The 20,410-nt window shown below is 39.9% G+C and carries 20 protein-coding genes, 1 tRNA gene and 1 rRNA gene; 11 read left to right on the forward strand and 11 right to left on the reverse strand.

Annotated features, from left to right (window positions below):
• The first annotated feature begins 51 nt into the window (after positions 1–51).
• The 3 genes from ACQKKK_RS18505 to ACQKKK_RS18515 are packed head-to-tail and all read left to right on the forward strand — an operon-like array spanning position 52 to position 1,725.
• Positions 52–756 (forward strand): MBL fold metallo-hydrolase, encoded by a 705-nt coding sequence (locus ACQKKK_RS18505; RefSeq protein ID WP_427618027.1) that lies wholly within the window; start codon positions 52–54, stop codon positions 754–756.
• A 20-nt stretch (positions 757–776) separates the two neighbouring features.
• On the forward strand, positions 777–1,376 hold the full coding sequence (locus ACQKKK_RS18510) for a WHG domain-containing protein (RefSeq protein WP_427618029.1): 600 nt from the start codon (positions 777–779) through the stop codon (positions 1,374–1,376).
• A gap of 1 nt (position 1,377) precedes the next feature.
• Positions 1,378–1,725: a YrdB family protein gene (locus tag ACQKKK_RS18515; protein WP_427618031.1), complete on the forward strand. Its 348-nt coding sequence runs from the start codon at positions 1,378–1,380 to the stop codon at positions 1,723–1,725.
• 101 nt (positions 1,726–1,826) lie between these two features.
• Here ACQKKK_RS18515 and ACQKKK_RS18520 read toward each other — a convergent pair whose 3' ends face one another.
• Positions 1,827–3,263, reverse strand: a complete 1,437-nt coding sequence (locus ACQKKK_RS18520) for a 4-hydroxyphenylacetate 3-hydroxylase family protein (RefSeq protein WP_427618033.1) — start codon at positions 3,261–3,263, stop codon at positions 1,827–1,829.
• A 102-nt stretch (positions 3,264–3,365) separates the two neighbouring features.
• Complete coding sequence (locus ACQKKK_RS18525) at positions 3,366–3,836, reverse strand: cysteine dioxygenase (protein WP_427618035.1); 471 nt, start codon at positions 3,834–3,836, stop codon at positions 3,366–3,368.
• 250 nt (positions 3,837–4,086) lie between these two features.
• On the opposite strand from ACQKKK_RS18525, the gene ACQKKK_RS18530 reads away from it, so the two are divergent.
• The gene (locus tag ACQKKK_RS18530; protein WP_427618037.1) at positions 4,087–4,509 is read left to right on the forward strand and encodes an RrF2 family transcriptional regulator; all 423 of its coding nucleotides are present in this window, start codon (positions 4,087–4,089) and stop codon (positions 4,507–4,509) included.
• Between the two features lie 181 nt (positions 4,510–4,690).
• Here the strand turns inward: ACQKKK_RS18530 and ACQKKK_RS18535 are convergent, their stop codons facing one another.
• From ACQKKK_RS18535 to ACQKKK_RS18550, 4 genes are all read right to left on the reverse strand, one after another.
• Positions 4,691–5,911 carry a PucR family transcriptional regulator gene (locus ACQKKK_RS18535; RefSeq protein ID WP_427618039.1) on the reverse strand — a complete coding sequence of 407 codons (1,221 nt, stop codon included), beginning with the start codon at positions 5,909–5,911 and terminating at the stop codon, positions 4,691–4,693.
• Positions 5,912–6,046: 135 nt separating this feature from the next.
• Positions 6,047–7,516, reverse strand: a complete 1,470-nt coding sequence (gene putP, locus ACQKKK_RS18540) for a sodium/proline symporter PutP (protein WP_427618041.1) — start codon at positions 7,514–7,516, stop codon at positions 6,047–6,049.
• A 153-nt stretch (positions 7,517–7,669) separates the two neighbouring features.
• A complete protein-coding gene (gene pruA, locus ACQKKK_RS18545; protein ID WP_427618043.1) occupies positions 7,670–9,211 on the reverse strand; it encodes an L-glutamate gamma-semialdehyde dehydrogenase in 1,542 nt (513 codons plus the stop codon).
• A gap of 62 nt (positions 9,212–9,273) precedes the next feature.
• Positions 9,274–10,191 (reverse strand): proline dehydrogenase family protein, encoded by a 918-nt coding sequence (locus ACQKKK_RS18550; RefSeq protein WP_427618044.1) that lies wholly within the window; start codon positions 10,189–10,191, stop codon positions 9,274–9,276.
• A gap of 410 nt (positions 10,192–10,601) precedes the next feature.
• On the opposite strand from ACQKKK_RS18550, the gene ACQKKK_RS18555 reads away from it, so the two are divergent.
• Positions 10,602–10,766, forward strand: coding sequence for a hypothetical protein (locus ACQKKK_RS18555; RefSeq protein ID WP_427618045.1), 165 nt, complete (start codon positions 10,602–10,604; stop codon positions 10,764–10,766).
• 220 nt (positions 10,767–10,986) lie between these two features.
• Positions 10,987–11,172: a hypothetical protein gene (locus tag ACQKKK_RS18560; protein WP_427618047.1), complete on the forward strand. Its 186-nt coding sequence runs from the start codon at positions 10,987–10,989 to the stop codon at positions 11,170–11,172.
• A gap of 194 nt (positions 11,173–11,366) precedes the next feature.
• On the opposite strand, the gene ACQKKK_RS18565 is transcribed toward ACQKKK_RS18560, so the two are convergent.
• On the reverse strand, positions 11,367–11,597 hold the full coding sequence (locus ACQKKK_RS18565; RefSeq protein ID WP_427618049.1) for a helix-turn-helix domain-containing protein: 231 nt from the start codon (positions 11,595–11,597) through the stop codon (positions 11,367–11,369).
• A 572-nt stretch (positions 11,598–12,169) separates the two neighbouring features.
• Here ACQKKK_RS18565 and ACQKKK_RS18570 point away from each other — a divergent pair.
• From ACQKKK_RS18570 to ACQKKK_RS18580, 3 genes are all read left to right on the forward strand, one after another.
• Positions 12,170–13,372, forward strand: coding sequence for a PLP-dependent aminotransferase family protein (locus ACQKKK_RS18570; protein WP_427618051.1), 1,203 nt, complete (start codon positions 12,170–12,172; stop codon positions 13,370–13,372).
• 561 nt (positions 13,373–13,933) lie between these two features.
• Positions 13,934–15,238 (forward strand): hypothetical protein, encoded by a 1,305-nt coding sequence (locus ACQKKK_RS18575; protein ID WP_427618053.1) that lies wholly within the window; start codon positions 13,934–13,936, stop codon positions 15,236–15,238.
• Between the two features lie 851 nt (positions 15,239–16,089).
• Complete coding sequence (locus tag ACQKKK_RS18580) at positions 16,090–16,428, forward strand: YolD-like family protein (RefSeq protein ID WP_427618055.1); 339 nt, start codon at positions 16,090–16,092, stop codon at positions 16,426–16,428.
• Between the two features lie 36 nt (positions 16,429–16,464).
• Here the strand turns inward: ACQKKK_RS18580 and ACQKKK_RS18585 are convergent, their stop codons facing one another.
• The 3 genes from ACQKKK_RS18585 to ACQKKK_RS18595 form a co-directional block, all read right to left on the reverse strand.
• Complete coding sequence (locus ACQKKK_RS18585; RefSeq protein ID WP_427618057.1) at positions 16,465–17,502, reverse strand: tyrosine-type recombinase/integrase; 1,038 nt, start codon at positions 17,500–17,502, stop codon at positions 16,465–16,467.
• Between the two features lie 128 nt (positions 17,503–17,630).
• A tRNA-Ala gene (locus tag ACQKKK_RS18590) sits at positions 17,631–17,703 on the reverse strand.
• Positions 17,704–17,818: 115 nt separating this feature from the next.
• Complete coding sequence (locus ACQKKK_RS18595) at positions 17,819–18,526, reverse strand: MgtC/SapB family protein (RefSeq protein WP_427618059.1); 708 nt, start codon at positions 18,524–18,526, stop codon at positions 17,819–17,821.
• 151 nt (positions 18,527–18,677) lie between these two features.
• Here ACQKKK_RS18595 and ACQKKK_RS18600 point away from each other — a divergent pair, with 151 nt between their 5' ends.
• The gene (locus ACQKKK_RS18600) at positions 18,678–19,583 is read left to right on the forward strand and encodes a DMT family transporter (protein ID WP_427618061.1); all 906 of its coding nucleotides are present in this window, start codon (positions 18,678–18,680) and stop codon (positions 19,581–19,583) included.
• A gap of 31 nt (positions 19,584–19,614) precedes the next feature.
• Here the strand turns inward: ACQKKK_RS18600 and ACQKKK_RS18605 are convergent, their stop codons facing one another.
• Positions 19,615–19,800 carry a hypothetical protein gene (locus ACQKKK_RS18605; RefSeq protein WP_427618063.1) on the reverse strand — a complete coding sequence of 62 codons (186 nt, stop codon included), beginning with the start codon at positions 19,798–19,800 and terminating at the stop codon, positions 19,615–19,617.
• A gap of 442 nt (positions 19,801–20,242) precedes the next feature.
• Here ACQKKK_RS18605 and ACQKKK_RS18610 point away from each other — a divergent pair.
• A 16S ribosomal RNA gene (locus tag ACQKKK_RS18610) occupies positions 20,243–20,410 on the forward strand; the annotation flags it as partial.

Below are 20,410 nucleotides of genomic sequence, written 5' to 3' on the forward strand. Positions count from 1 at the left end.
TATTAGTTATAATAGTAATCATATTAGTCTTGTAAGGGAGTTTGATTAAAAATGAAAATGACAAAGGTTGGTACAGTATATCAACTATCTTTCATGCCACGTGTATTTCCTGTGAACTGTTATTTTGTAGAAGAAGAGAATAGCCTTACACTAATAGATGCAGCATTACCCTACAGCACAAAAAGTATAATGAATGCGGCGCAGATTATTGGAAAACCGATAACAAGAATAATAGTTACTCATGCTCATGATGATCATGTAGGTGCACTTGACGGGTTAAAAGCATCAATGCCTGATGCACAAGTGAGTATTTCTATTAGGGAAGCATCATTACTTGCTGGTGATACCACGCTCCTGCAAAATGAAAATCCAATCCGTGGCGGAGTCCCTAAAAATATTCAAACTCGACCAGACTTACTGCTTAAAGAGGGTGACCGTATTGGTTCATTGGAAGTTATTTATTCACCTGGACATACCCCTGGTTCGATATCGCTTCTTGATACCCGGAATCATAGTTTAATTGTCGGGGATGCCCTGCAAACTAGAGGTGGAACGGCGGTGTCTGGCATGATTAAACCTTTATTTCCGTTTCCAGCCTTTGCCACATGGGATAAACTCATCGCTCTTGAAAGTGCAAAGAAATTAAGAAGTTATAAGCCGAGTTTAATTGCTGTAGGTCATGGGAAGATGCTAGAACACCCTGGGAATTCTATAGACAGAGCAATAGTTGAAGCAGAATTAAAATTTCAACAATGAAAATAGGAGGTTAAAATGAGATGTCACAACGTATAAGGGTAGATTTGTCTATCATTTTACAAACAGCAACAGAATTAGCTGATGAAAGCGGCCTTGATCATCTTACGTTAGGCAAGTTGGCTGAAAAATTACAAATACGGCCCCCCTCGTTATATAACCATTTAGACGGCCTAAATGGATTAAAACAGAAACTAGCAGTAAATGGAGTTAAAAAACTTTATGAATACATGCTTCAAGCAGCAGTGGGACGCTCCGGTGATGATGCAATCAGGGCACTTAGTGAGGCATATGTTGAATTTGCTAGAGTTCATCCAGGGCTTTATGATGCGACCACCCGTTTTCCAAATTCTGAAGACATGGAATTACAGCAAGCACAGCAATCAGTTGTAGAGCTTGTTGTCCAAGTACTACAAGCCTATAATTTGAAGGAAGAAATGGCGATTCACTTGGTGAGAGGATTAAGGAGTATTTTACATGGATTTACTTCAATTGAAAAAATGGGTGGGTTTGGGATGCCGATTGATATCGATAAGAGTTTTTCTATACTGCTAAATACTTATATTGAGGGAATCCATTCAATTGTAATAAATAAAGATAAATATGATTTGGTGGAAGGTTAAAATGGGTTTTCTGGCTGTTTTGCAAATGGTAAACTTATCCGTTCGATTTTTATTAGAAATTTTTGCACTTGCTGTATACGGTTATTGGGGGTATAAAGTAGGGAATACCGGTGTCATGAAAGGTTTTTTAAGCATTGTTATCCCACTAGGAATAGCGGTCGTTTGGGGGATATTTGGTTCCCCTAAGGCCAGCATACAACTATCAGCACAACTTCATTTGATACTGGAAGCATTGATGTTCTTGGTTCCGGTAGGGTTAATTTTGTCCCTTAAAAACGTTAAATTAGCTTGGTTCTATGGAGTTATCGTGATTTTAAATAGACTTTTCATGTGGCTTTTGGACCAATAAGGTGCATAGTAAACAAGGTTTTCAAATTACAGTACCTGTTCCATCATGGTCTTTCGCTTAAATCAAAGCTGATGATTTTGATTTAGTCTTCATCCTAACCATTAATAATCTAAATATTTTTCTAACATTTGTTTAAATCTTTTTTTATCATAATTATTATACTGATTAGCTATATTGCGTATTGGATCTCCTGCGTAAAAACGTTCATATAATTCATGCCTAGATCCTAAAGGACTCCCCACAAGATCCCAAGCTAATTTAAATAGTTTTGTTCTCTTTTCTGCTTCCAGATTCGCTCCTTTAAAATATTTTTTCAGCAGATCTGATAATGGACTTTGGAAGTCCTGTACACTTGAGGGTAATTGAATGAATCCTCCTGCTCCTATGAGCTGTAAGATTTCTATGGCACGGGGATAATATTTGGTCCCGAGGTTTCTGGCTGTTTCGATATACGTGAAATTTGGAATGAACGTTTGATATTGATCTAGCTTTCCTTCCCTTTCCGAAGCTATCAATAATGCTCTAATCGTTTCAACCTGGATGAGGAGTTCCCCTATTTTTTCTTGAACATGCAGATAGGCATCGGCCCCTATTGCTTCAGCAATCTCGCAAGCTATAGCTGTAACGAATTCCAGCTTAGTTAATAACCGAACAATTGCCTGATGATACGCTAAGCCATTTGATGCGGGATTTAATTTAATTTGCAGCAAAGCATCAGCGTTATCGTAAAGTAAAACACGTTCCCAGGGGACGAATACATTGTCAAAAATTAATAAAGCATCCATCTCGTCGTACCTTGAACTTAGAGGAGAATCCACTATTTTTGTCTGATTTGCAGCAAAGGATTCCCGACAAACCATATGCAATCCAGGAGAGTTGGCCGCAACAATAAGCATATGAGCTATGGATTCCTGTTCTTCTTTCAGATTTACGAGGGGATATACAATTAAATCATTCGAATAGGGTGCTGCGGTACCAATCATTTTGGCTCCACTTAAGAAAACTCCATCACTCGTCTTTTTTGTAATTCTTAATAATCCTAGATCCTTTATATCTTTGAAGGATTGATTGGCACGGTTAATCTGAGGGTCTCGTTGCACGACACTTAAAAAAAGATTCTTATCTCTTGCTTCTTCATAATAAGCTTTAATTTTATGGGGAAAGTGTTTATCAAACTTTTTATAGTCCTCCCGCGATGCATACCATCCTGTTAATCTTGATCTAGCATAGTCTGACAAACGGCTCATCACGCCATCTGTTGTTTGACTCCAAGTTTCAAAAGCGATCCTCCTCTTCAATAAATCTTCATATGAGTGTGGAACTAAAAAGGCTGAATGGACAAACTCTTTCGTTTTGGGACTAAGATAGCCTACCGAAATTCTCTTTTGTGGATAATCAATCATATTAAATAACTCAGAGATCGTAGTTAATGTACCTATAAAGTTCTCATCTGTTGTGACATCAATTTTTGTTCCATTTAACCAAACACTTCTTCCGTCTTGTAAGCTTTGGATAAATTGATCGCCTTGCGAATTCATAACAACCTCCTATGGAACCATGGTTTTTTTGATTGTGAAATATAACATCTCATTCTCCTTGATATACTCAATATTTGAATAATGATGAATCAGAGGATTATTTCATGGGGAAGTATAGTTTGTTCCGCCTTTTACTGGTGGAGTGTAAATATGAAAGGTAATAACCGGAGAAGTGGTGGGATTATACATCATGTGAATGGTATCTTCTTTAACAAGGAGGATATCATTTTGGGAAAACTCCTGTATGTGATCATAAATTGGATTAGATTCTTTGTCTTCCAACTTATATAATACGTTTAAAAAATCACCAGCTACCACAAAAATGCATCCAATTGACAATCCATGATCATGGATAAAAGTCTTGGCCATACTAGGTAAATGAATGACAATTACTTCGACATTTTCAGATTTGTAAATAACATTCCGTCCGTATTCTAAATCCATCGGTTCAGAAACATACTTAGAAACTTCATGAAAAGTTAGATTTAAAGATTGAACAGCTTGTACTAAATTACTTTCATCATACGAGGGTAAGTTATCGAAAGTGTATTTGACAGACTCTAAAAAATCCATTCTTCGCGTCTCCTTACAAATAAGATAGTGTTCATTTTTACAATGAGGAGTTGAACTTGTCCTTTTATAAAAGGGCATTAATTTGATTCCAAAGAAACATGATTAAATTTGTCAACTTTCTGAAATATAGTATGAATAAAGTATATAGATGTGCATTTCCAGGAATGAAATAGATACAAAATTCCACGTATATAATCTTCATTCATAAAATAGCATGATATAAAGTGTATTGGCTGGGAGTGATCATCATATGAAGATTTCAAGTAAGGGGGAATATGCATTAAGAGCTTTAATAGCTTTAGCAAAGAACGAAAAAGGACTTATGCAGATAAAAGATGTTGCGAATGAGACGTTAGTGTCGCCTCAATATCTGGAGCAAATTCTATTATATTTAAAAAGTCATGGTTATGTTAAAAGTAAAAGGGGGGTCTACGGAGGGTATAGCTTAAAGGAATTGCCCAATAAGATTATCATTGGCAACGTAATTCGGGACTTAGAAGGACCGCTTGCCCCTATGAGCTGTGTAAGTATTACAGCATATGAATATTGTCCCCTTGAAGATAATAACTGTTTATTAAAACCTCTTTGGGCACTGATTAGAGATCAAGTGGCAGAATTATTGGATCATACCACTTTGGAAGATCTTTTGGAAGGTAATATTTATAAAAATTAATCGGTGCCTAAAATTTTTCATATGCATCCCACTGACTATGCAAGTGTATAGGTGAATAAAACAGCTGCCTTGACTGGATATAATAAAAGCACAATGTATAAGGAGAGAGGAACACGGCAGAATAGCTGTTTTTCCTCTCTCCTTAGATGTTTGAAGCTCTCGGCCTCAAAATAGGAATGACTTAAGAGTTCTGTTTTATAAGCTGTAAATCGATGTAAAGCTGTATTCTCGAATGAAAGTCATCAAAATCGATTGTAGTGAGATCGGCTATTTGGTTCAATCTATATTTCAATGTGTTGGTATGAATGTATAGCTGTTCAGCTGTCGGTTTGAGCCGGCAATTGTTCAACAGATATATTTCCATTGTTTGAATGAGCTTGGTTTGGCTTTCATGGTCCTTTTTTTGAAGAATCCGTAAATCTGTATTGATATAATTCGTTTTAGTATGATGATTGGAGATCATTTCGAGGTAACGGAAAATCCCAAGCTTGTTATATTGGAAAGGAAACTGTTCAGGTTTACCGATGAACTTGGCTGCATTGATCACTTCCAGTGCTTCGAGATAGGATTTTCTTAATTGAAGAATCGAAGAATACTCATTTCCGATTCCCGGGAACACCCTTTGATCATTGAATTGGGAAAGAACCGTGTTCGTTAAATCATTGGCGCTATCAGAAAGCAGGTCTTTCCCTTTACCCTTGCTGCCAATTAAGACGATGATCTTCAATTGGTTTGTGAATACATGGGAAAAATGATTCAATGCATTGGCGAATAGACTGACTGTAGCCGCTAATTCATCGAAATGTTCCGCATCGGATTGAGCGATGGTAAAGACATTTACAAGGAAAGTTTCCGGAATGAGAAGATTCATATTGGCTGCTTCCCATTTTATTTGGTTTTCAGTTTGATAGACCTCGTCAATGACCTTTTGATAAAACTCATTTTTCTCTTCATCTTTTTTCATGTTTATCTGTTTTTTCTGATAGAGGAGCTTGCCAATATGATGGGAAACCTCATGTAAAAATTCCAAATCGGAATCAGGCATCGTTTCCGTCTCTTGGACCCAAATGAATCCGAAGACCTGCCCTTTGTGGACAGCGCTTACAACAACTCTTTGATTTAAGCCGATTTCCTCGATTTGTTTCACCCTAAATGGATGGTCCACCGTTTTAAGCTGTTCGACAATGCCCTCATCCATGAATTTTTCCAGAATTGGAATCGGCCAATGCTTTGTGAAGATGGTTTGCCGATTGGCTTGGTCGAAGTGTTCGATATAATATGAACTATATGCCAGCAATAAAAATTGGTCATTTTCAATGACGACTGGTTTTTTTAAATAAGTGCTGACCATATCCGTTATATCGTTGATGTTTGTGAGAGTCAGGATTTTTTCTAATGACATATATGGCCCCCTGTTTTTTGAATTGGAAGATAACTTAGTTTAATAATACTTTTAAACGGAAGATGTGTATAGGGGCAAGAAGAAAGAAGGAACGGTATATGAAAAATTTCATATACCGTTCCTTAAGGAGATTTATTATTCTTTTAATGTTCTTTCAAACTCTTCGAACTTCTCTTCTACTTCCCTAGATGGCTTGGCTGTAAGAAGACTGACCACGATGATGGCAATCAAGCTTGCGGCAAAACCAGGAATCATTTCATAAAGCACTGTGGATAATCCTGCTATCTTCCAGGAAATAACAGTCCCGGCACCAACAATCATCCCTGCTAAAGCACCCCATTTTGTCATTCGCTTCCAGAATAGGCTGAGCAAAATCAATGGACCGAATGCAGAACCGAATCCTGCCCATGCATAGCCGACGAGTCCAAGAATCGTATCATTTTTCTCCCACGAGAGAGTAAGGGCGATAATGGATATGACCAGAACGGATAACCTGCCTAAAAAGACAAGCTCTTTATCAGAAGCAGACCGACGGAAGAAAGTTTTATATATATCCTCTGTTAAAGAACTGGCTGTTACCAGTAGCTGAGAAGCAATTGTGCTCATGACGGCTGCCAGTATTGCAGAAATTAAGAAACCAGTAATAAGAGGATGGAATAGTATTTCGCCCAAAACCATGAAAACGGTTTCAGGGTCATCTAACTTCAGGTTGTTTTGAGAAAAATAGGTGATTCCGATGAATCCAGTCAGCATGGCACCGATACTGGAGAAAATCATCCAGCCCATACCGATATTACGGGCTTTTTTGATTTCCTTAACAGAACTAATCGCCATAAAGCGGACAATGATATGCGGCTGTCCGAAATAACCTAGTCCCCATGCAAATAATGAGACGATTCCTAAAAAGCTCGTACCAGTGAAAATATTCAATAAGTCGGGATTGATTGAACGTGCTGTGTCTATGGAAGGACCGAAACCACCAACATGGAAGAGGGTAACGATTGGTACAAGAATCAGGGCAACTACCATGATGATTCCTTGTACGAAGTCAGTCCAGCTTACTGCCAGGAATCCGCCAAATAAAGTATAGGCTACAACAACACCTGTTAAGATCCATAAACCTGTATGATATTCAAGGCCAAATGTACTCCGGAATAAGACTCCACCGGATACCATTCCAGATGAAACATAAAAAGTAAAGAATATCAGAATGACCAAAGCTGAAATAAACCTTAGAATCCGTGAGCCCTCACCAAAACGATTTTCCAAGAATGCCGGGATGGTAATGGAGTTATTAGCGACTTCCGTATAGGTTCTTAACCGTGGGGCAACATACAGCCAGTTTGCATAGGCACCAAGTGTCAGGCCGAATACAATCCACATGGAACTGAGTCCTGTTGCGAACATGGCACCAGGCAGTCCCATCAGAAGCCAACCGCTCATATCTGCAGCACCGGCACTTAAAGCAGTGACAGCTGCGCCAAGACCTCGGTCGCCTAACATGTAATCATTTAAATTAGAAGTCCTTTTATAGGCGAAATATCCGATAAGAAGCATGCCCGCCATGTAAATGCTAATGGAAATTATTAATGCATAATCTATCATATGAGACTCCCTTCAGGATAATTTTTTGTTTTAAAAGAGGAAGCAACTTATTTGTCACTTCCTCCATTTACCCTCGTTTTTCGTATCGCAGAATGGTAGATACAAAAACACGAGGAAATTCAACTCTTCTTTAAATTGCTTAATGGGACATTATCAGAACGTTTCGGAAGTTGTTTTGGCTTGCATATGAAGCTGCAAGTAGTCCGGTCCGCCTGCTTTGGAATCGGTTCCTGACATGTTGAACCCGCCGAATGGCTGATAACCCACGATTGCACCAGTACAGCCACGGTTGAAATACAAGTTCCCCACATGGAATTCTTCACGTGCTTTTTCCATATTAAGGCGGTTTGTCGTAATGACAGCCCCAGTCAAACCATATTCTGTGTTATTGGCAATTTCAAGAGCTTCGTTAAAGTCTTTCGCTTTTGTAAAGGCAACGACTGGTCCGAAGATTTCTTCTTGCATCAAACGGGCTTGCGGATCGACATCAGCGACGATCGTCGGTTGAACGAAGTAGCCTTTAGAGCTATCTCCTTCTCCTCCAGCCAGAATGCGTCCTTCTTGGTTTCCGATTTCAATATAGCTCATGATTTTATCAAAAGCTGCTTGATCGATGACAGGCCCCATGAAATGGTTCTCTGTAGGGTTACCGACAGTCAGTTGTTTAGTCAACTCGACAGCGCGATTCAAAACCTGATCATACACATCTTCTACGATGACAGCACGGGAGCAAGCGGAACATTTTTGTCCCGAGAAGCCAAATGCAGATTTCACAATCGATTGAGCAGCCAATTCCAAATCAGCCTCTTTGTCGACGACCATCGTATCTTTTCCGCCCATTTCAGCAATGACACGCTTCAGCCAAACTTGGCCTTCGTTCACTTCTGAAGCACGTTTGTAAATGCGCAGACCTACATCACGTGAACCAGTGAAGGAAATGAAACGTGTTTTTGGATGATCAACCAGGTAGTCGCCCACTTCGGCTCCGTTTCCTGGAACGAAATTCAACACACCTGCTGGAAGGCCGGCTTCAAGCATCACTTCAACGAATTTCGCAGCAACGATAGGAGTAGTCGAAGCTGGTTTCAATAGGATTGTGTTACCAGTAACGATAGCCGCAACAGCTGTACCTGCCATGATGGCAAATGGGAAGTTCCAAGGAGAAATGATGATGCCGACCCCTAATGGAATGTAATCATAGCGGTTAAATTCTCCCGGACGGCTTTGAACAGGCACGCCATCTTTAAGCGACAACATTTGACGGGCATAGAATTCAAGGAAATCGATCGCTTCCGCTGTATCGGCATCAGCCTCATTCCAAGGTTTTCCTGCTTCTTTTGTCAATAATGCAGAGAACTCATGCTTGCGTCTGCGAATGATGGCAGCAGCTTTGAATAAAACGTCAGCACGGATTTCCGGCTTCACTTTTTTCCAGCTTTCAAAAGCGGAAGCAGCTTCCTGCATGGCCTTTTCAGCAAGATCCCTGTTCGCTTTCGATACTCGGCCGATGACCTCTTGCTTATCTGCAGGGTTATAAGAAACGATTTTCTCATCAGTCGTCACTTTCTCTGCCCCGATATAAAGAGGGTAGTCTTGCCCTAAGTAGCCTTCAACAGTTTGAAGAGCCTCCTGATAAGCTTTCTTGTTTTCCTCGTTTGTAAAATCGACAAATGGTTCATGTTTATATGAAATCATTGATAATCACACCTTTTCATAGATTTTTTGTAGCAATTGAGAATGTTGAATATTGAATATATTTAGCTTCTGACCATCCCTTTGAAGGCAAAAGCAATATTAGATGGTCTTTCTGCAAGCCTTCTCATGAAGTATCCATACCAATCCAGACCATATGGTACATAGACGCGCATTTTGTAACCTTGCTTGACCAATTCGTATTGGGTTTTGCTTCTCATCCCATAAAGCATTTGAAATTCGAATTGTGTATTCGGGATGTCATACTTCTTAGCAAGCTCTTTTGTAAATTCGATGATTTTGTCATCATGTGAGGCGATGGCCGTATAATTACCGTTAAGAAGACTTTGCTTAATCAACTTTTTATAGTTTTCATCTACATCATCCTTTTCGGGAAAAGCCACCTCAGGAGATTCCTTGTAGGCACCTTTTACGAGACGCAGGAATGGCTTATATTGGGCAAGGTCCTCCAAATCTTTCTCTGTGCGGAATAAATATGCTTGCAGAACAGTACTTATGCAGCTGTATTTTTCTTTGAACTGTCTAAAGATATCGATTGTAGCCTGACAGCGAACTTCATCTTCCATGTCGATTGTGACCATGACTTTATGTTTTTCTGCTGTATCAAGAATTTTCGTCATATTCTCAATGACGAGATTATGATCGATATCGAGTCCCAGTGAAGTCATTTTTAGAGAAATTTGTGAATCAAGTTTTTCCCTGCTGATCATTTCGATGGTTTCGATGCATTCTGCCGTCCGTTCGTGAGTCACTTCCTTGGAATCAACGAATTCCCCAAGATGGTCGACAGTAACCGACAAGCCACTATTATTAAGTTGTTTAATGAATTTAATGGAACTTTGGAAATCAGTTCCCCCAATGATCTTTCCAGCAGCAAAACTTCCGCCGCTTTTCTTAGCGATATTATTTAGCAGATTATTTTTAGATAAAAATAAGAAAAAGTCTCTTGTAATGGCTTCCATATAAGCGCACCCCCTAAGAAGATGTATTCACAAATTAAGCTTACGATTTTTCGACAATTTTCACAATGTTCTTAAAAAACAATAATTCTGTCTTTTCTTTGTCGGTTTTGGACAAATGAAAAGGTTTACATTTCGTTATTTTTAGTGGAAAGAAGGGGAAGTTATATATTTACTTAGATATAAACGCTAGAAGGTAAGTCAATAAGTAGAAAGAGATAGAGGAAATGAAATTTGGATGTGCGTTTAAAAGTGCCAACTCGACCATAATCATCCAATGCGTTATAATGAACCTTATTTACCAGAATGGGTACAAGGGTTCAAAGAAAATGCGATTGATGAAGCTGTTCAGAATTTTAAATGGGTGAAAACCGTAAAAATAAGTTGCATCGGCAAGGCGGGGAGGGTAAGGAATGGGTGCTGTATTTGAAGAAATTAGAGAAACATCAGGATTGATAATAGGTTTAATATTGGCTCTGGTTATCATGGGGCTGATCGGTTATGCCCTCACGAATGTCCGTGAAGCCGTTGTTTCACCAATTGTTCGCTTCATTAAGAAAATGGTTAGTCGAAAATAGCTGTAGTGGAATACCCTTCCTTTGTCCCAAACCGATAACAAGCCCTGTTTGAAGAAGCTGCCACCGTATTTGTCTAAAAGGGATAAAAGATTCAGTTCATCTGTAAATGAGAAAATCCCCCGCCTCTAATAGAAGCGGGGGATTTTCATGCTTATAATAATCTGTTGCAGGGAAAATCTATAGACATAAGTAAACTTTGAAAAGTTGGAGGCCGTTATCAATGAAGGTTTTATCAATGATACTGCCTTGGGCAAGTCAATTTGTTCTGGGAGAGGTCAATGAAAATAACGGGATGCAGGCAATACTGGAAGATGGGCAAGCGGTATCAGCAGTTAAGGACATGCAGCTGCTGGATGACTTTATTCCAGTGAAAGGAAAGCTTGGATTACGGGAGCATGTATTATAATGGACGAAGTTAAGAAGTATTTTGGAGAAGTACGCTTGCCGCTACCTTTCAAATTCGTCCATGAACTGGTGTGCTGCTTCGGGGTGAGTCGTTACACTTAAAGGAATTTAAAAATCATGCGGACGCTGAACGTTTATAATCCGCCCAATAAAGAAACGTTTTGCGTTTTCCTAATACCAACACTTGCTTTCTCCTTAAATATTAAAATAATCGTCTGACTTTGCTTCAGCATCTATACTCCGAATCGCCTTCATGATTTTCTTTAATACTCCGGCTGAGGGCACATACTTAGGATCGCTGCAAACTCTGCTTATCGTATTGCGTGAGATTCCGGATGCACTTACAAATTCCTCTTGTGAATATCCATGCTTATCGATGAATTTACCGACCTTACTTCGCATTTTACCTTTCCCGAATCTAAACATTTTGATAACCTCCTAGATTTAATTTACTAGCAGTCTCGTCCAACTTTCACAAAAATATACGCATAGTTTCGCAAATATTTGGTATCACGGGTGTAGAAGGTTTCTGCTTAAATTAATAGGCCGATAACGAATTCACTATAGAATAAGAAACTAAAAGAATTAGCGGAGATTTAATGGTGAAGAAGAAAAGAGGGAGATACGGATGAAGAAATGTATCGTCAAATCGTTGAATCCTCCGCAATACGTGAATTTGGTGTTAAAGGATAGTTTCGTAATATTATGGGAAATACGATTGAATGAACTATGATTTTTTTCTCCATGCATCTTAAAAAAGAATAATAATAGTAGTAAATAATGAGTAGCGAAAATGTTATAATACATAAGGTATCAGAATATTTAAAAATATCTTGACGTAAAAAAGTTAAGCATGATAAGAAACCTTATACATTAAAGCAGATGAGGATCAAAGGCTAAACGGATAGAAACTTATGATTTGTCACTTAAAAAACAGCTATCTACAAAAATTGGTGGAATCAATCAAGACTCGATTGAAGGAAAGGTGTATGGTTGTAATGAATGTTGAATCTTTTTTTTCTGAAAACATTAAAGCGGCACTTAAGAATGATCCGCCCGGTGCATGGATGCCAGATCTGCCAGATGGCTGTATACGCTTGAGTTCAGGCTATCCGGATCCAGCTCTCGTTCCTGCTGAGGAGATTAAAGTAGCAGTAGCCAGACTTCTTGATGAGGAGCAAGATTTGCCTCTCCATTATCTCGGAAGTCCAAGAATTGCAAGACTAAAGCAGCAAATCCAGAAAAGATTAGGAGAACGTGGAATTTCCGTTTTGGAAGAACAGCTTTTGATTACATCAGGTGCTTGTCAGGGGATAGATCTTATCGCCCGCATTCTCCTTGATGATACTGCTGTCGTAGCTGTAGAATCTCCCACCTATATGGAGGCTTTAGAGATTTTTCAAAACTATACAAATCAGATTATTAGTATACCTGTAGATGAACAGGGACTTCAAACATACCGATTAAAAGAAATACTGGACGAAAGGAAACGCACAGGTTTAACCCTCCCGCGTTTTCTATATACAATCCCAACCTTTCAAAATCCAACTGGGACGACTATGACAATTGAGCGCCGGAAGCATTTATTGGAGCTGTCCACCGAGTTTGATTTCCTCATTCTAGAGGATGATGCATACGGAGAATTATCCTTCGATAAAAATCCAGTGCCAATAAAATCTATTGATAAATGCGGGCGAGTCCTCCAAGTTGGGTCATTATCCAAGGTTGTTGCGCCGGGAATGCGGATTGGATGGATAGCAGGAGAAAGTGAATTCATTAAGGCTTTAGAGTGGTTAAAAAAAGATTTAGACCATCCATTTGCTCAAAGTACAATGGCTGCATACTTAGAAAACACCGATTTTGAGAAACGACTCAACCTACTAAAAGATGTGTATCGTGCCAAATGTACTGCGTTAATGGGTTCGCTGGAACAATTTCTTCCAGAATCCGTTTCCTGGTATGTACCAGATGGCGGTTACTTTGTATGGGTAAGAATTCCGGGTGTAGATACGTCGCATTTATTATCACAGGCTCTAGCTGAGGGTGTTTCATATGTTCCAGGGAAATACTTTTTCTTGGATCAAAACGATGGAACCGAGTTTCTCAGGCTCTCGTTCAGTTATGCCAATGAGAAAGAAATAATCGAGGGAATTCGAAGACTAGGACAGCTTATCGCAGCTAATTTTGAAAATGAATGTTGAACTAATTTTAATGAGCCTACTTCCTTAAACGGGGTAGGTTTTTTGTTTATTAAAGGATTAGTCATCTCATTTGTGATGATTTTATCTGTTCTCAGGTTAGATGAAATCATTAATTAATAACAGGTGCTTTCCTTCGAAAATGGAGTTTGCTGTGGCTTTAAATGTATGGGTGAACTCTATCAAGTAAATGATTTAGTTGCGTGCAACAAATGGGGATAGATCCAGGACATAAAAACTAGGATTGAAACGGTCATTGAAAGTCGAAGTTCTTTGAAGGAAACGAAAGGGATTCTATCTGAATTGATCTGATAGCCCCCTCCCTGAAATCACTAAGTAAAGGGCGAAAAAAACGATGATTAACAAGAATATAAAAAAAGTAATAGTAAGTAGTTATATAGCGTATTAGTTATTACATCTTCTTTTATACGCTTTGTCATTTAGAAGGTTTAAAATAGCAACGATAATACCTGCTACTACTAAAAATACGAATCCTGTTTTTGAAAAAGCTTTAAGATAAAAAATTGATAAAGCAGTCATAAATCGCAAGGAGTCGAGGGAGCAGTGCTTGCCTTACGTGAGTTATTTTCGGGTGATACTCAGTCACTAGTTGAACGGTTCGAAATGCCTCGTGGCGCATTGAATGATATTAAAAACCTCCCATTGAGCGAGCAACTAGCGGAGTTAGATAAGTTGTTCAATAAAATGAACATGACGAATAAGCTCGTTAAGGATATGGGTAATGCTTCGCTTGGTGTCATTAACCGAATTAAAGAGGCTCTTCAAGTTAAACTCCGAAACCTCGGCTTTGAAGCGTTGAATCACATTAAGCCAATCCTAGTTGATCTTGAAAAGGCCGTCAGCGCTGGGAAGCTGGACGGATTCTTCAAAATGATGGGCACCGCATTTGCTTTCGTAGGATCAGAGGCTGCCAAATTTGGAGATTATGTCAAAACGAATTGGCCTATGATACAAGCCAACTTTACGACGACCAAAGACGCCTTAGCTCCGTTGGGCGAAGCGGTTTCGAAGATATACGACGGAGCAAAAAAAGTCGGAGATTACATGACGCAAAACTGGTCAGCAGTTACCGAAACGGTCATTGCGCTTGCTGGCGGACTTGTCGTCCTCAGAGCGGGAATGGTAGGAATGGCGATTGTTTCATCTATTACGACGGCAATGAACGCTTATAAATTGGCGAATGTCGGGGCCACAACGGCTGCGGCTCTTTTTAATGCGACCCTATACGCTAATCCAATCGGACTGGTTATCGCAGCCATCGCCGCATTGACTGCCGCAGCTATTTATCTATATCGTAACTGGGATACGGTTAAGGCGAAAACAATCGAGTTGTGGAATAAGATGGGCGTTCTTAAATATGGGGTGCTCGCTTTACTTGGACCGTTCGGCCAAATCGTTTCAGCAGGCGTAGCTATTTACAAAAACTTCGACACAATAAAGAGCAAAGCCGGCGATATGGTTAACAGTGTTGTTTCCGGAGTTAATAAAATGATTGGCGTCCTTAACAAGATACCTGGTGTAAATATTCCGATTGTACCGAAAGTCAGCTGGGACAACGTCACGAGCGCTCCGCAGTATAGCAAGTCGATAGGCCAAGGTCGTCAAACTTCGGCAGCAGGCGGACTATCATACGTTCCACGCGACGGCACGATAATCAACGCTCACCGAGGCGAACGGGTACTTACGAAGCAGGAAAATAAGGAGTATTCGTCCGGAAAAGGCGGCGGAGGAAATACGTACAACGTAAATATTACGATGAATGGCTCCGGGTCAACTAAACTGGACGCTAAACGGTTAATGGAACTCTTTGTTAAAGAAGTCGAAGCTGCGGGAGGTGCAGGCGCATAATGGCGGTTGAATATTGGTTAATCAGCGGTAATAAATTGGAAAAAAACTATGCATTTACTTGTTTAGGTAAACTGAAATGGTTATACTGTTGTTGTAGTGAGCTAAAGCTACAATAAGTAATAGGGGAGTGTGATATTGAATGAGGTTAAGACAAAGACGAGCAATTAGAACAGGTTATATGTTTAGCAAGAGGGAATGATTAGAATACTATTCTGGCCAAGATTGTTTTAAAGTTCAATTTTAAGAGTTGTTTTCAGATTTGATATGTTCGTAAAATCTTCTCACACACATTAGCTCATTATATTAATAACCTCCCTTTAATTTCCACGTGGCTCTTGAGTGTGGTGCTCAAGGGCTATTTTTGTTTCTGAAAAAGTAAAAAAGAGCTGAGTATATGCTACTTAGCTCTTTCTTTTTGTAGGTACCGGTTCTCCTCTCCACGTTAGAGGGGTATTTAATTGCACTACTTGTCGCGAGGTACAAACACGTGTGGTGGACGCTCCCTAGCTCGAGTTAGTTAGTCACTCAATCTCTTTTTTTTGGTTAGTGTTTAATTATTAATCTTCAAAAAATAAGCTAATTATAGCTTTTGTTGCACCTGAAAAAATGCCACGCACCGCTGCTAAGCTAAAATCACGCTTAACAGAAGTCGACTTCTCACAGTTAGACTTTTTCATATAACCTCTCCTCCCTGAACCTACAGAAAGGAGTAGTACAACATTAATAGTTTACATGGTAAAAATTATTTTAACAATAGTTTCCAAGGATAATTTTTTTTGAAAAACTGATCGAATACAGGAGCGTGCGTTCGTGTTGTGATATCGTTAACCATACGAAGGGACTGACGTATTATGACGTTACGTGACCGCGGAAAATTAAAATGGGCGCCGGCCGCCTTTCTTCCGGAATATACGAAGATGCTGCGTGACTTAGATACTGATTATCACCGACAACAAAAACCGATAATTGACGAATTTCAATTCGAGGAATTCGACCAGCGGATTTGCTATGCGATGGAATATAACTACTCGGTGAAGATTACGAAGTGGGTGGACGGTTTTAATTACGAATTAGTTGGGCGCGTTCATTATGTCGATCCTATACAAAAGGAAGTGCGACTGAAGACGGAAATTGGTGAAGTGGAACGTGTGAAGATGTCGGAAGTAATTTCCGTGGAAGTTATCGAATAGCTTTATAGAAGAAAGGCGGCCGCATGACCGCCCTGACTACCGTTTAATTTTACGTGGTTTATTAAGTTTATCCGTAACTAAGTTTAACGCTGAAAACTGTTCGTGCTGAATTGTAACAGCTTGGCGGGATAAATGCGTATATTTCATCGTCATACGTAAATCGCTATGCCCGAGGATAATCTGAAGACTTCGGATATCTCCGCCGTTTTCGAGAAATAGGGTCGCGGCAGTATGTCTAAATAAATGCGGATGGACTTTCTTTTTTATTCCGGCAATCTTTACGTATTTAGCGAGCCGGTGGCGGAAATGATTTGGCGTAAGTGGTTCACCGTAGTTAGCGAGGAAGATATATTCGCTTTCAAATTCGGCGACCTCTGATAATAACTCCTTCATTAAACGCGCTGTTAATTTCGATATATTTAAGAATCGACCTTTGCGCGTCTTTGTCACCTCTGGACGGAGTGTGATCGTTCGACTCGATAAATCAACGTCACTAACTTTCAGCGAAAGTATTTCGTTTATCCTCGCCATAGTGTCCGTGAGTACGTTCATTAATACGTAATCTCTAAAGTCGGCATAGTCACGTTGCTCAGGCGCATTTAATAGCGCCTTCAATCCATCGACCGTTAATATATCGATTACTTTTTCGCTCTGCTTAATGCTGCTAACGTCCTCAAACGGATTTTCAGCGACTATTCCCTCTGCCACCAAGAAACGAAAGGCTGTCCGTAATATCTTAAGAATATCGTTTGCTGTCCGCGGAGATAACCCGCGAACCTTATCGGCTTCCTTCTTGTACTTATGCCCGTCAAACTGGACGCGATCATTAAGTAGCCAGGTCGAGAATTCCCGGCAGACATCCGTATTTAATTTCCGAGCATCATCGCTTCCAAGGAACTCCGTTAGTAAATTAAACGCGTGCTGGTACCGCCATATCGTACTATCCGCAAGACCTTCCGACTTCTTAACGTTCTTTACCTTTTCGACAAGTACTGCGAGCGAATACGGCTTGCTCTTGGCGGCAGATACTCGCGTGCCTTTCACTTTCTTTCCTCGCCTATTTTCCGAGTGCATAACAAAAAACGCCCCCTCATTAAGTCACCGTAAAGTGAACGAAAATAAGGAAGCGTTACGCTGTGCGATATATGAGCGTTACGCGGCGGCTATGATAACCGTCCCGAAACGTTGATATACCGCGGATATGGAGCATAGCGGGATCGAACCGCTGACCTCTACGCTGCCAGCGTAGCGCTCTCCCAGCTGAGCTAATGCCCCGAATTGAGGTACAATAATTATTTTATCGAATTTTGGAGAAAAGTCAATATTAAAAATGAGATTTTTGCAAAAATAATAAAAAAACCGTTTGAGGGTAAGTCAAACGGTTTTCTTATTATGCATTTTCGATCTCTACCCGTGCAATTTCCTTAAGGTTGGAGACGGTATAATACACTTCCGATGTTCTAACTTTATGATCGACCAATACTTTAAGCGTCAAAAGGTGGTGGTCTTCTTCCACATCTTTGATTCTTAGGTTTTTAATGAATATTTTTTCCTCTTTGATTTTTTTCAGTACGACGGCAATGTCATCTTTATTTTTTACCACTAGCTGCAGAAAGATTTCTTTTTGCCGCAACTTCATCGGTCCGAGCCAGGTGACGATTACGGGCACCAATTCGACACTGATGATCAATAGTATGACGCCGGCTATCGCCTCAAGAAAGAATCCTGCTCCAACGGCAATCCCGATACCGGCAGCTCCCCAGATGATAGCGGCTGTCGTTAAACCGGATATGCTGTTGTTGTCCCGCCGGAGAATGACACCAGCCCCGATAAAGCCGACGCCAGAAACAATCTGAGCGGCTAGACGCAAGGGGTCCATTGTGATGTTTACGTGTTCACTCCCTGGGAACTTATAAGCGGATTCCATGGAAACGATCGTTAATAAGCAGCTGACGATTGAAATGACGAGGCTTGTTTTTAATCCAACGGGTTTTCGTTTCATTTCTCGCTCTAGTCCGATGATTAGGCCAAGGAGAGCTGAAATACCCAATTTGATAAGGATTTGCAGTTCCGATTGCGGATCGAATGTCCATTCCATTTTGTTTCACCACTTCCGAAATATTATCAATGAATAAGATCGTATGTTGCCATATACCCGTTTTTCAAAAAAGCTTACCCTTATAATTTTAACATAGTAGAATAGAGTTCAATGATATGTAACGTAATTCTGATTGAAAGGAGGAATTTAAATGCAAATGCCAAAAGTGAATCCCTATGTTGCGTTGGCGATCGGTGTGGCATCCGTTTCATTTTCGGCCATCCTTGTTAAATTAGCGACTGCTCCATCGGGTGTTATAGCATTTTACCGTTTATTATTTACCGTCCTTCTTATGCTGCCGGTGTTTTTGGTGAAATACCGCCATGAACTTATATTCATTGGGAAAAAGGATTGGCTGTATTCGATTGCTGCAGGAGTGTTCTTGGCTTTTCATTTTATTTTATGGTTTGAATCGCTTAATTACACGTCTGTCGCAAGTTCAACAGTGCTTGTCACCCTTCAGCCTTTATTCGCTTTTGCTGGAGCCTATTTGTTTTTTAAAGAAAGATTTTCAATGAAGGCGATATTGAGCGGCATCATTGCGATAGCAGGCAGCCTTGTCATTAGCTGGGGGGATTTAAGAATCAGCGGTATGGCGCTTTGGGGAGATATTCTTTCGCTTATCGCATGTGCGTTGGTAACCGGTTATTTACTATTTGGCCAAAATGTTCGAAAACGCGTCTCTTCTATAACATATACATTTGTCGTGTATGCAATCAGCGCTGTTACTTTGTTTTTCTATGTGATCTTCAAGGGAGAGGGATTGGCCCCGTATCCAGCTGCTGATTGGATCTATTTTGTTTTGCTTGCCATTTTCCCGACTTTATTAGGACACTCTTTATTCAATTGGTCTTTAAAGTGGTTAAGCACTTCGACGCTTTCGATGGGAATCTTACTTGAACCGGTTGGAGCGACGATTCTGGCTTACTTCATATTGGATGAACCGATACTCTGGACGCAGGTCCTTGGAGGTACCATCATATTGGGTGGTTTGATGATGTTCCTAAGGGATGAAAAGAAAAGTAAGGTATATAAAGAAGCGAAAGTCTCCGTATAAAAGCAGTAAGTCTCCCGACTTACTGCTTTATTTAATGGGGGTGAAACAAATAGGTGATCCGTGTGAAAATCAAAGCGAAAGTAAAGCTGAATAAAAACGTCGTGCCATTCACCCTGCCTTTTTCTTTGCTGAACCTAATGGCTTCATAATAAGCAGTACTGAATAAATAAAGGGCCATACTGTAAGAAATGAGTAATCCGATTAATGATAGATTCATTGCTTCACCTCATGGGAAAAAGATATCTATATATGTCTATTTGTGTTTCTTTGGAAATATGCTTCGTGGATTCATGAAACATACGCTTGTTCCGGGAAGAAGGGGACAGGATGTGGTGATGATGAAAAGGATATATTATAAAGAAAAAAAGAAAAAAACGTTTTTTTAAAAAAGTTTTAAAAAACGTATTGCAAACATTTTTGGTACATGGTATATTATTTCTTGTCGCTAAGACAGCAACTCAAAACAGCCAACAACTTGATGAAAAAAATTCAAAAAAAGTTATTGACGAAACGTGACACAATGTGTTACATTATAGAAGTCGCTTCTGAGAGAAACGACAACGAAATTGCTCTTTGAAAACTGAACAAAACAAAGCGCCAACGTTAAATTTTAAGTGAGCACACACTATTAAAAAAGCAAAATGAGCAAGTCAAACATTTCTTCGGAGAGTTTGATCCTGGCTCAGGACGAACGCTGGCGGCGTGCCTAATACATGCAAGTCGAGCGAATCGATGGGAGCTTGCTCCCTGAGATTAGCGGCGGACGGGTGAGTAACACGTGGGCAACCTGCCTATAAGACTGGGATAACTTCGGGAAACCGGAGCTA

Origin of the sequence: Peribacillus sp. NPDC006672 (genome assembly GCF_050274955.1) — a bacterium.
Taxonomy (GTDB): Bacteria; Bacillota; Bacilli; order Bacillales; family DSM-1321; genus Peribacillus.

Excerpts from the sequence above, each read along its gene's own strand:
- ACQKKK_RS18505 (WP_427618027.1), top strand. The coding sequence starts at position 52 with ATGAAAATGACAAAGGTTGGTACAGTATATCAACTATCTTTCATGCCA.
- ACQKKK_RS18510 (WP_427618029.1), top strand. The coding sequence starts at position 777 with ATGTCACAACGTATAAGGGTAGATTTGTCTATCATTTTACAAACAGCA.
- ACQKKK_RS18515 (WP_427618031.1), top strand. The coding sequence starts at position 1,378 with ATGGGTTTTCTGGCTGTTTTGCAAATGGTAAACTTATCCGTTCGATTT.
- ACQKKK_RS18520 (WP_427618033.1), bottom strand. The coding sequence starts at position 3,263 with ATGAATTCGCAAGGCGATCAATTTATCCAAAGCTTACAAGACGGAAGA.
- ACQKKK_RS18525 (WP_427618035.1), bottom strand. The coding sequence starts at position 3,836 with ATGGATTTTTTAGAGTCTGTCAAATACACTTTCGATAACTTACCCTCG.
- ACQKKK_RS18530 (WP_427618037.1), top strand. The coding sequence starts at position 4,087 with ATGAAGATTTCAAGTAAGGGGGAATATGCATTAAGAGCTTTAATAGCT.
- ACQKKK_RS18535 (WP_427618039.1), bottom strand. The coding sequence starts at position 5,911 with ATGTCATTAGAAAAAATCCTGACTCTCACAAACATCAACGATATAACG.
- putP (WP_427618041.1), bottom strand. The coding sequence starts at position 7,516 with ATGATAGATTATGCATTAATAATTTCCATTAGCATTTACATGGCGGGC.
- pruA (WP_427618043.1), bottom strand. The coding sequence starts at position 9,211 with ATGATTTCATATAAACATGAACCATTTGTCGATTTTACAAACGAGGAA.
- ACQKKK_RS18550 (WP_427618044.1), bottom strand. The coding sequence starts at position 10,191 with ATGGAAGCCATTACAAGAGACTTTTTCTTATTTTTATCTAAAAATAAT.
- ACQKKK_RS18555 (WP_427618045.1), top strand. The coding sequence starts at position 10,602 with ATGGGTGCTGTATTTGAAGAAATTAGAGAAACATCAGGATTGATAATA.
- ACQKKK_RS18560 (WP_427618047.1), top strand. The coding sequence starts at position 10,987 with ATGAAGGTTTTATCAATGATACTGCCTTGGGCAAGTCAATTTGTTCTG.
- ACQKKK_RS18565 (WP_427618049.1), bottom strand. The coding sequence starts at position 11,597 with ATGTTTAGATTCGGGAAAGGTAAAATGCGAAGTAAGGTCGGTAAATTC.
- ACQKKK_RS18570 (WP_427618051.1), top strand. The coding sequence starts at position 12,170 with ATGAATGTTGAATCTTTTTTTTCTGAAAACATTAAAGCGGCACTTAAG.
- ACQKKK_RS18580 (WP_427618055.1), top strand. The coding sequence starts at position 16,090 with ATGACGTTACGTGACCGCGGAAAATTAAAATGGGCGCCGGCCGCCTTT.
- ACQKKK_RS18585 (WP_427618057.1), bottom strand. The coding sequence starts at position 17,502 with ATGCACTCGGAAAATAGGCGAGGAAAGAAAGTGAAAGGCACGCGAGTA.
- ACQKKK_RS18595 (WP_427618059.1), bottom strand. The coding sequence starts at position 18,526 with ATGGAATGGACATTCGATCCGCAATCGGAACTGCAAATCCTTATCAAA.
- ACQKKK_RS18600 (WP_427618061.1), top strand. The coding sequence starts at position 18,678 with ATGCAAATGCCAAAAGTGAATCCCTATGTTGCGTTGGCGATCGGTGTG.
- ACQKKK_RS18605 (WP_427618063.1), bottom strand. The coding sequence starts at position 19,800 with ATGAATCTATCATTAATCGGATTACTCATTTCTTACAGTATGGCCCTT.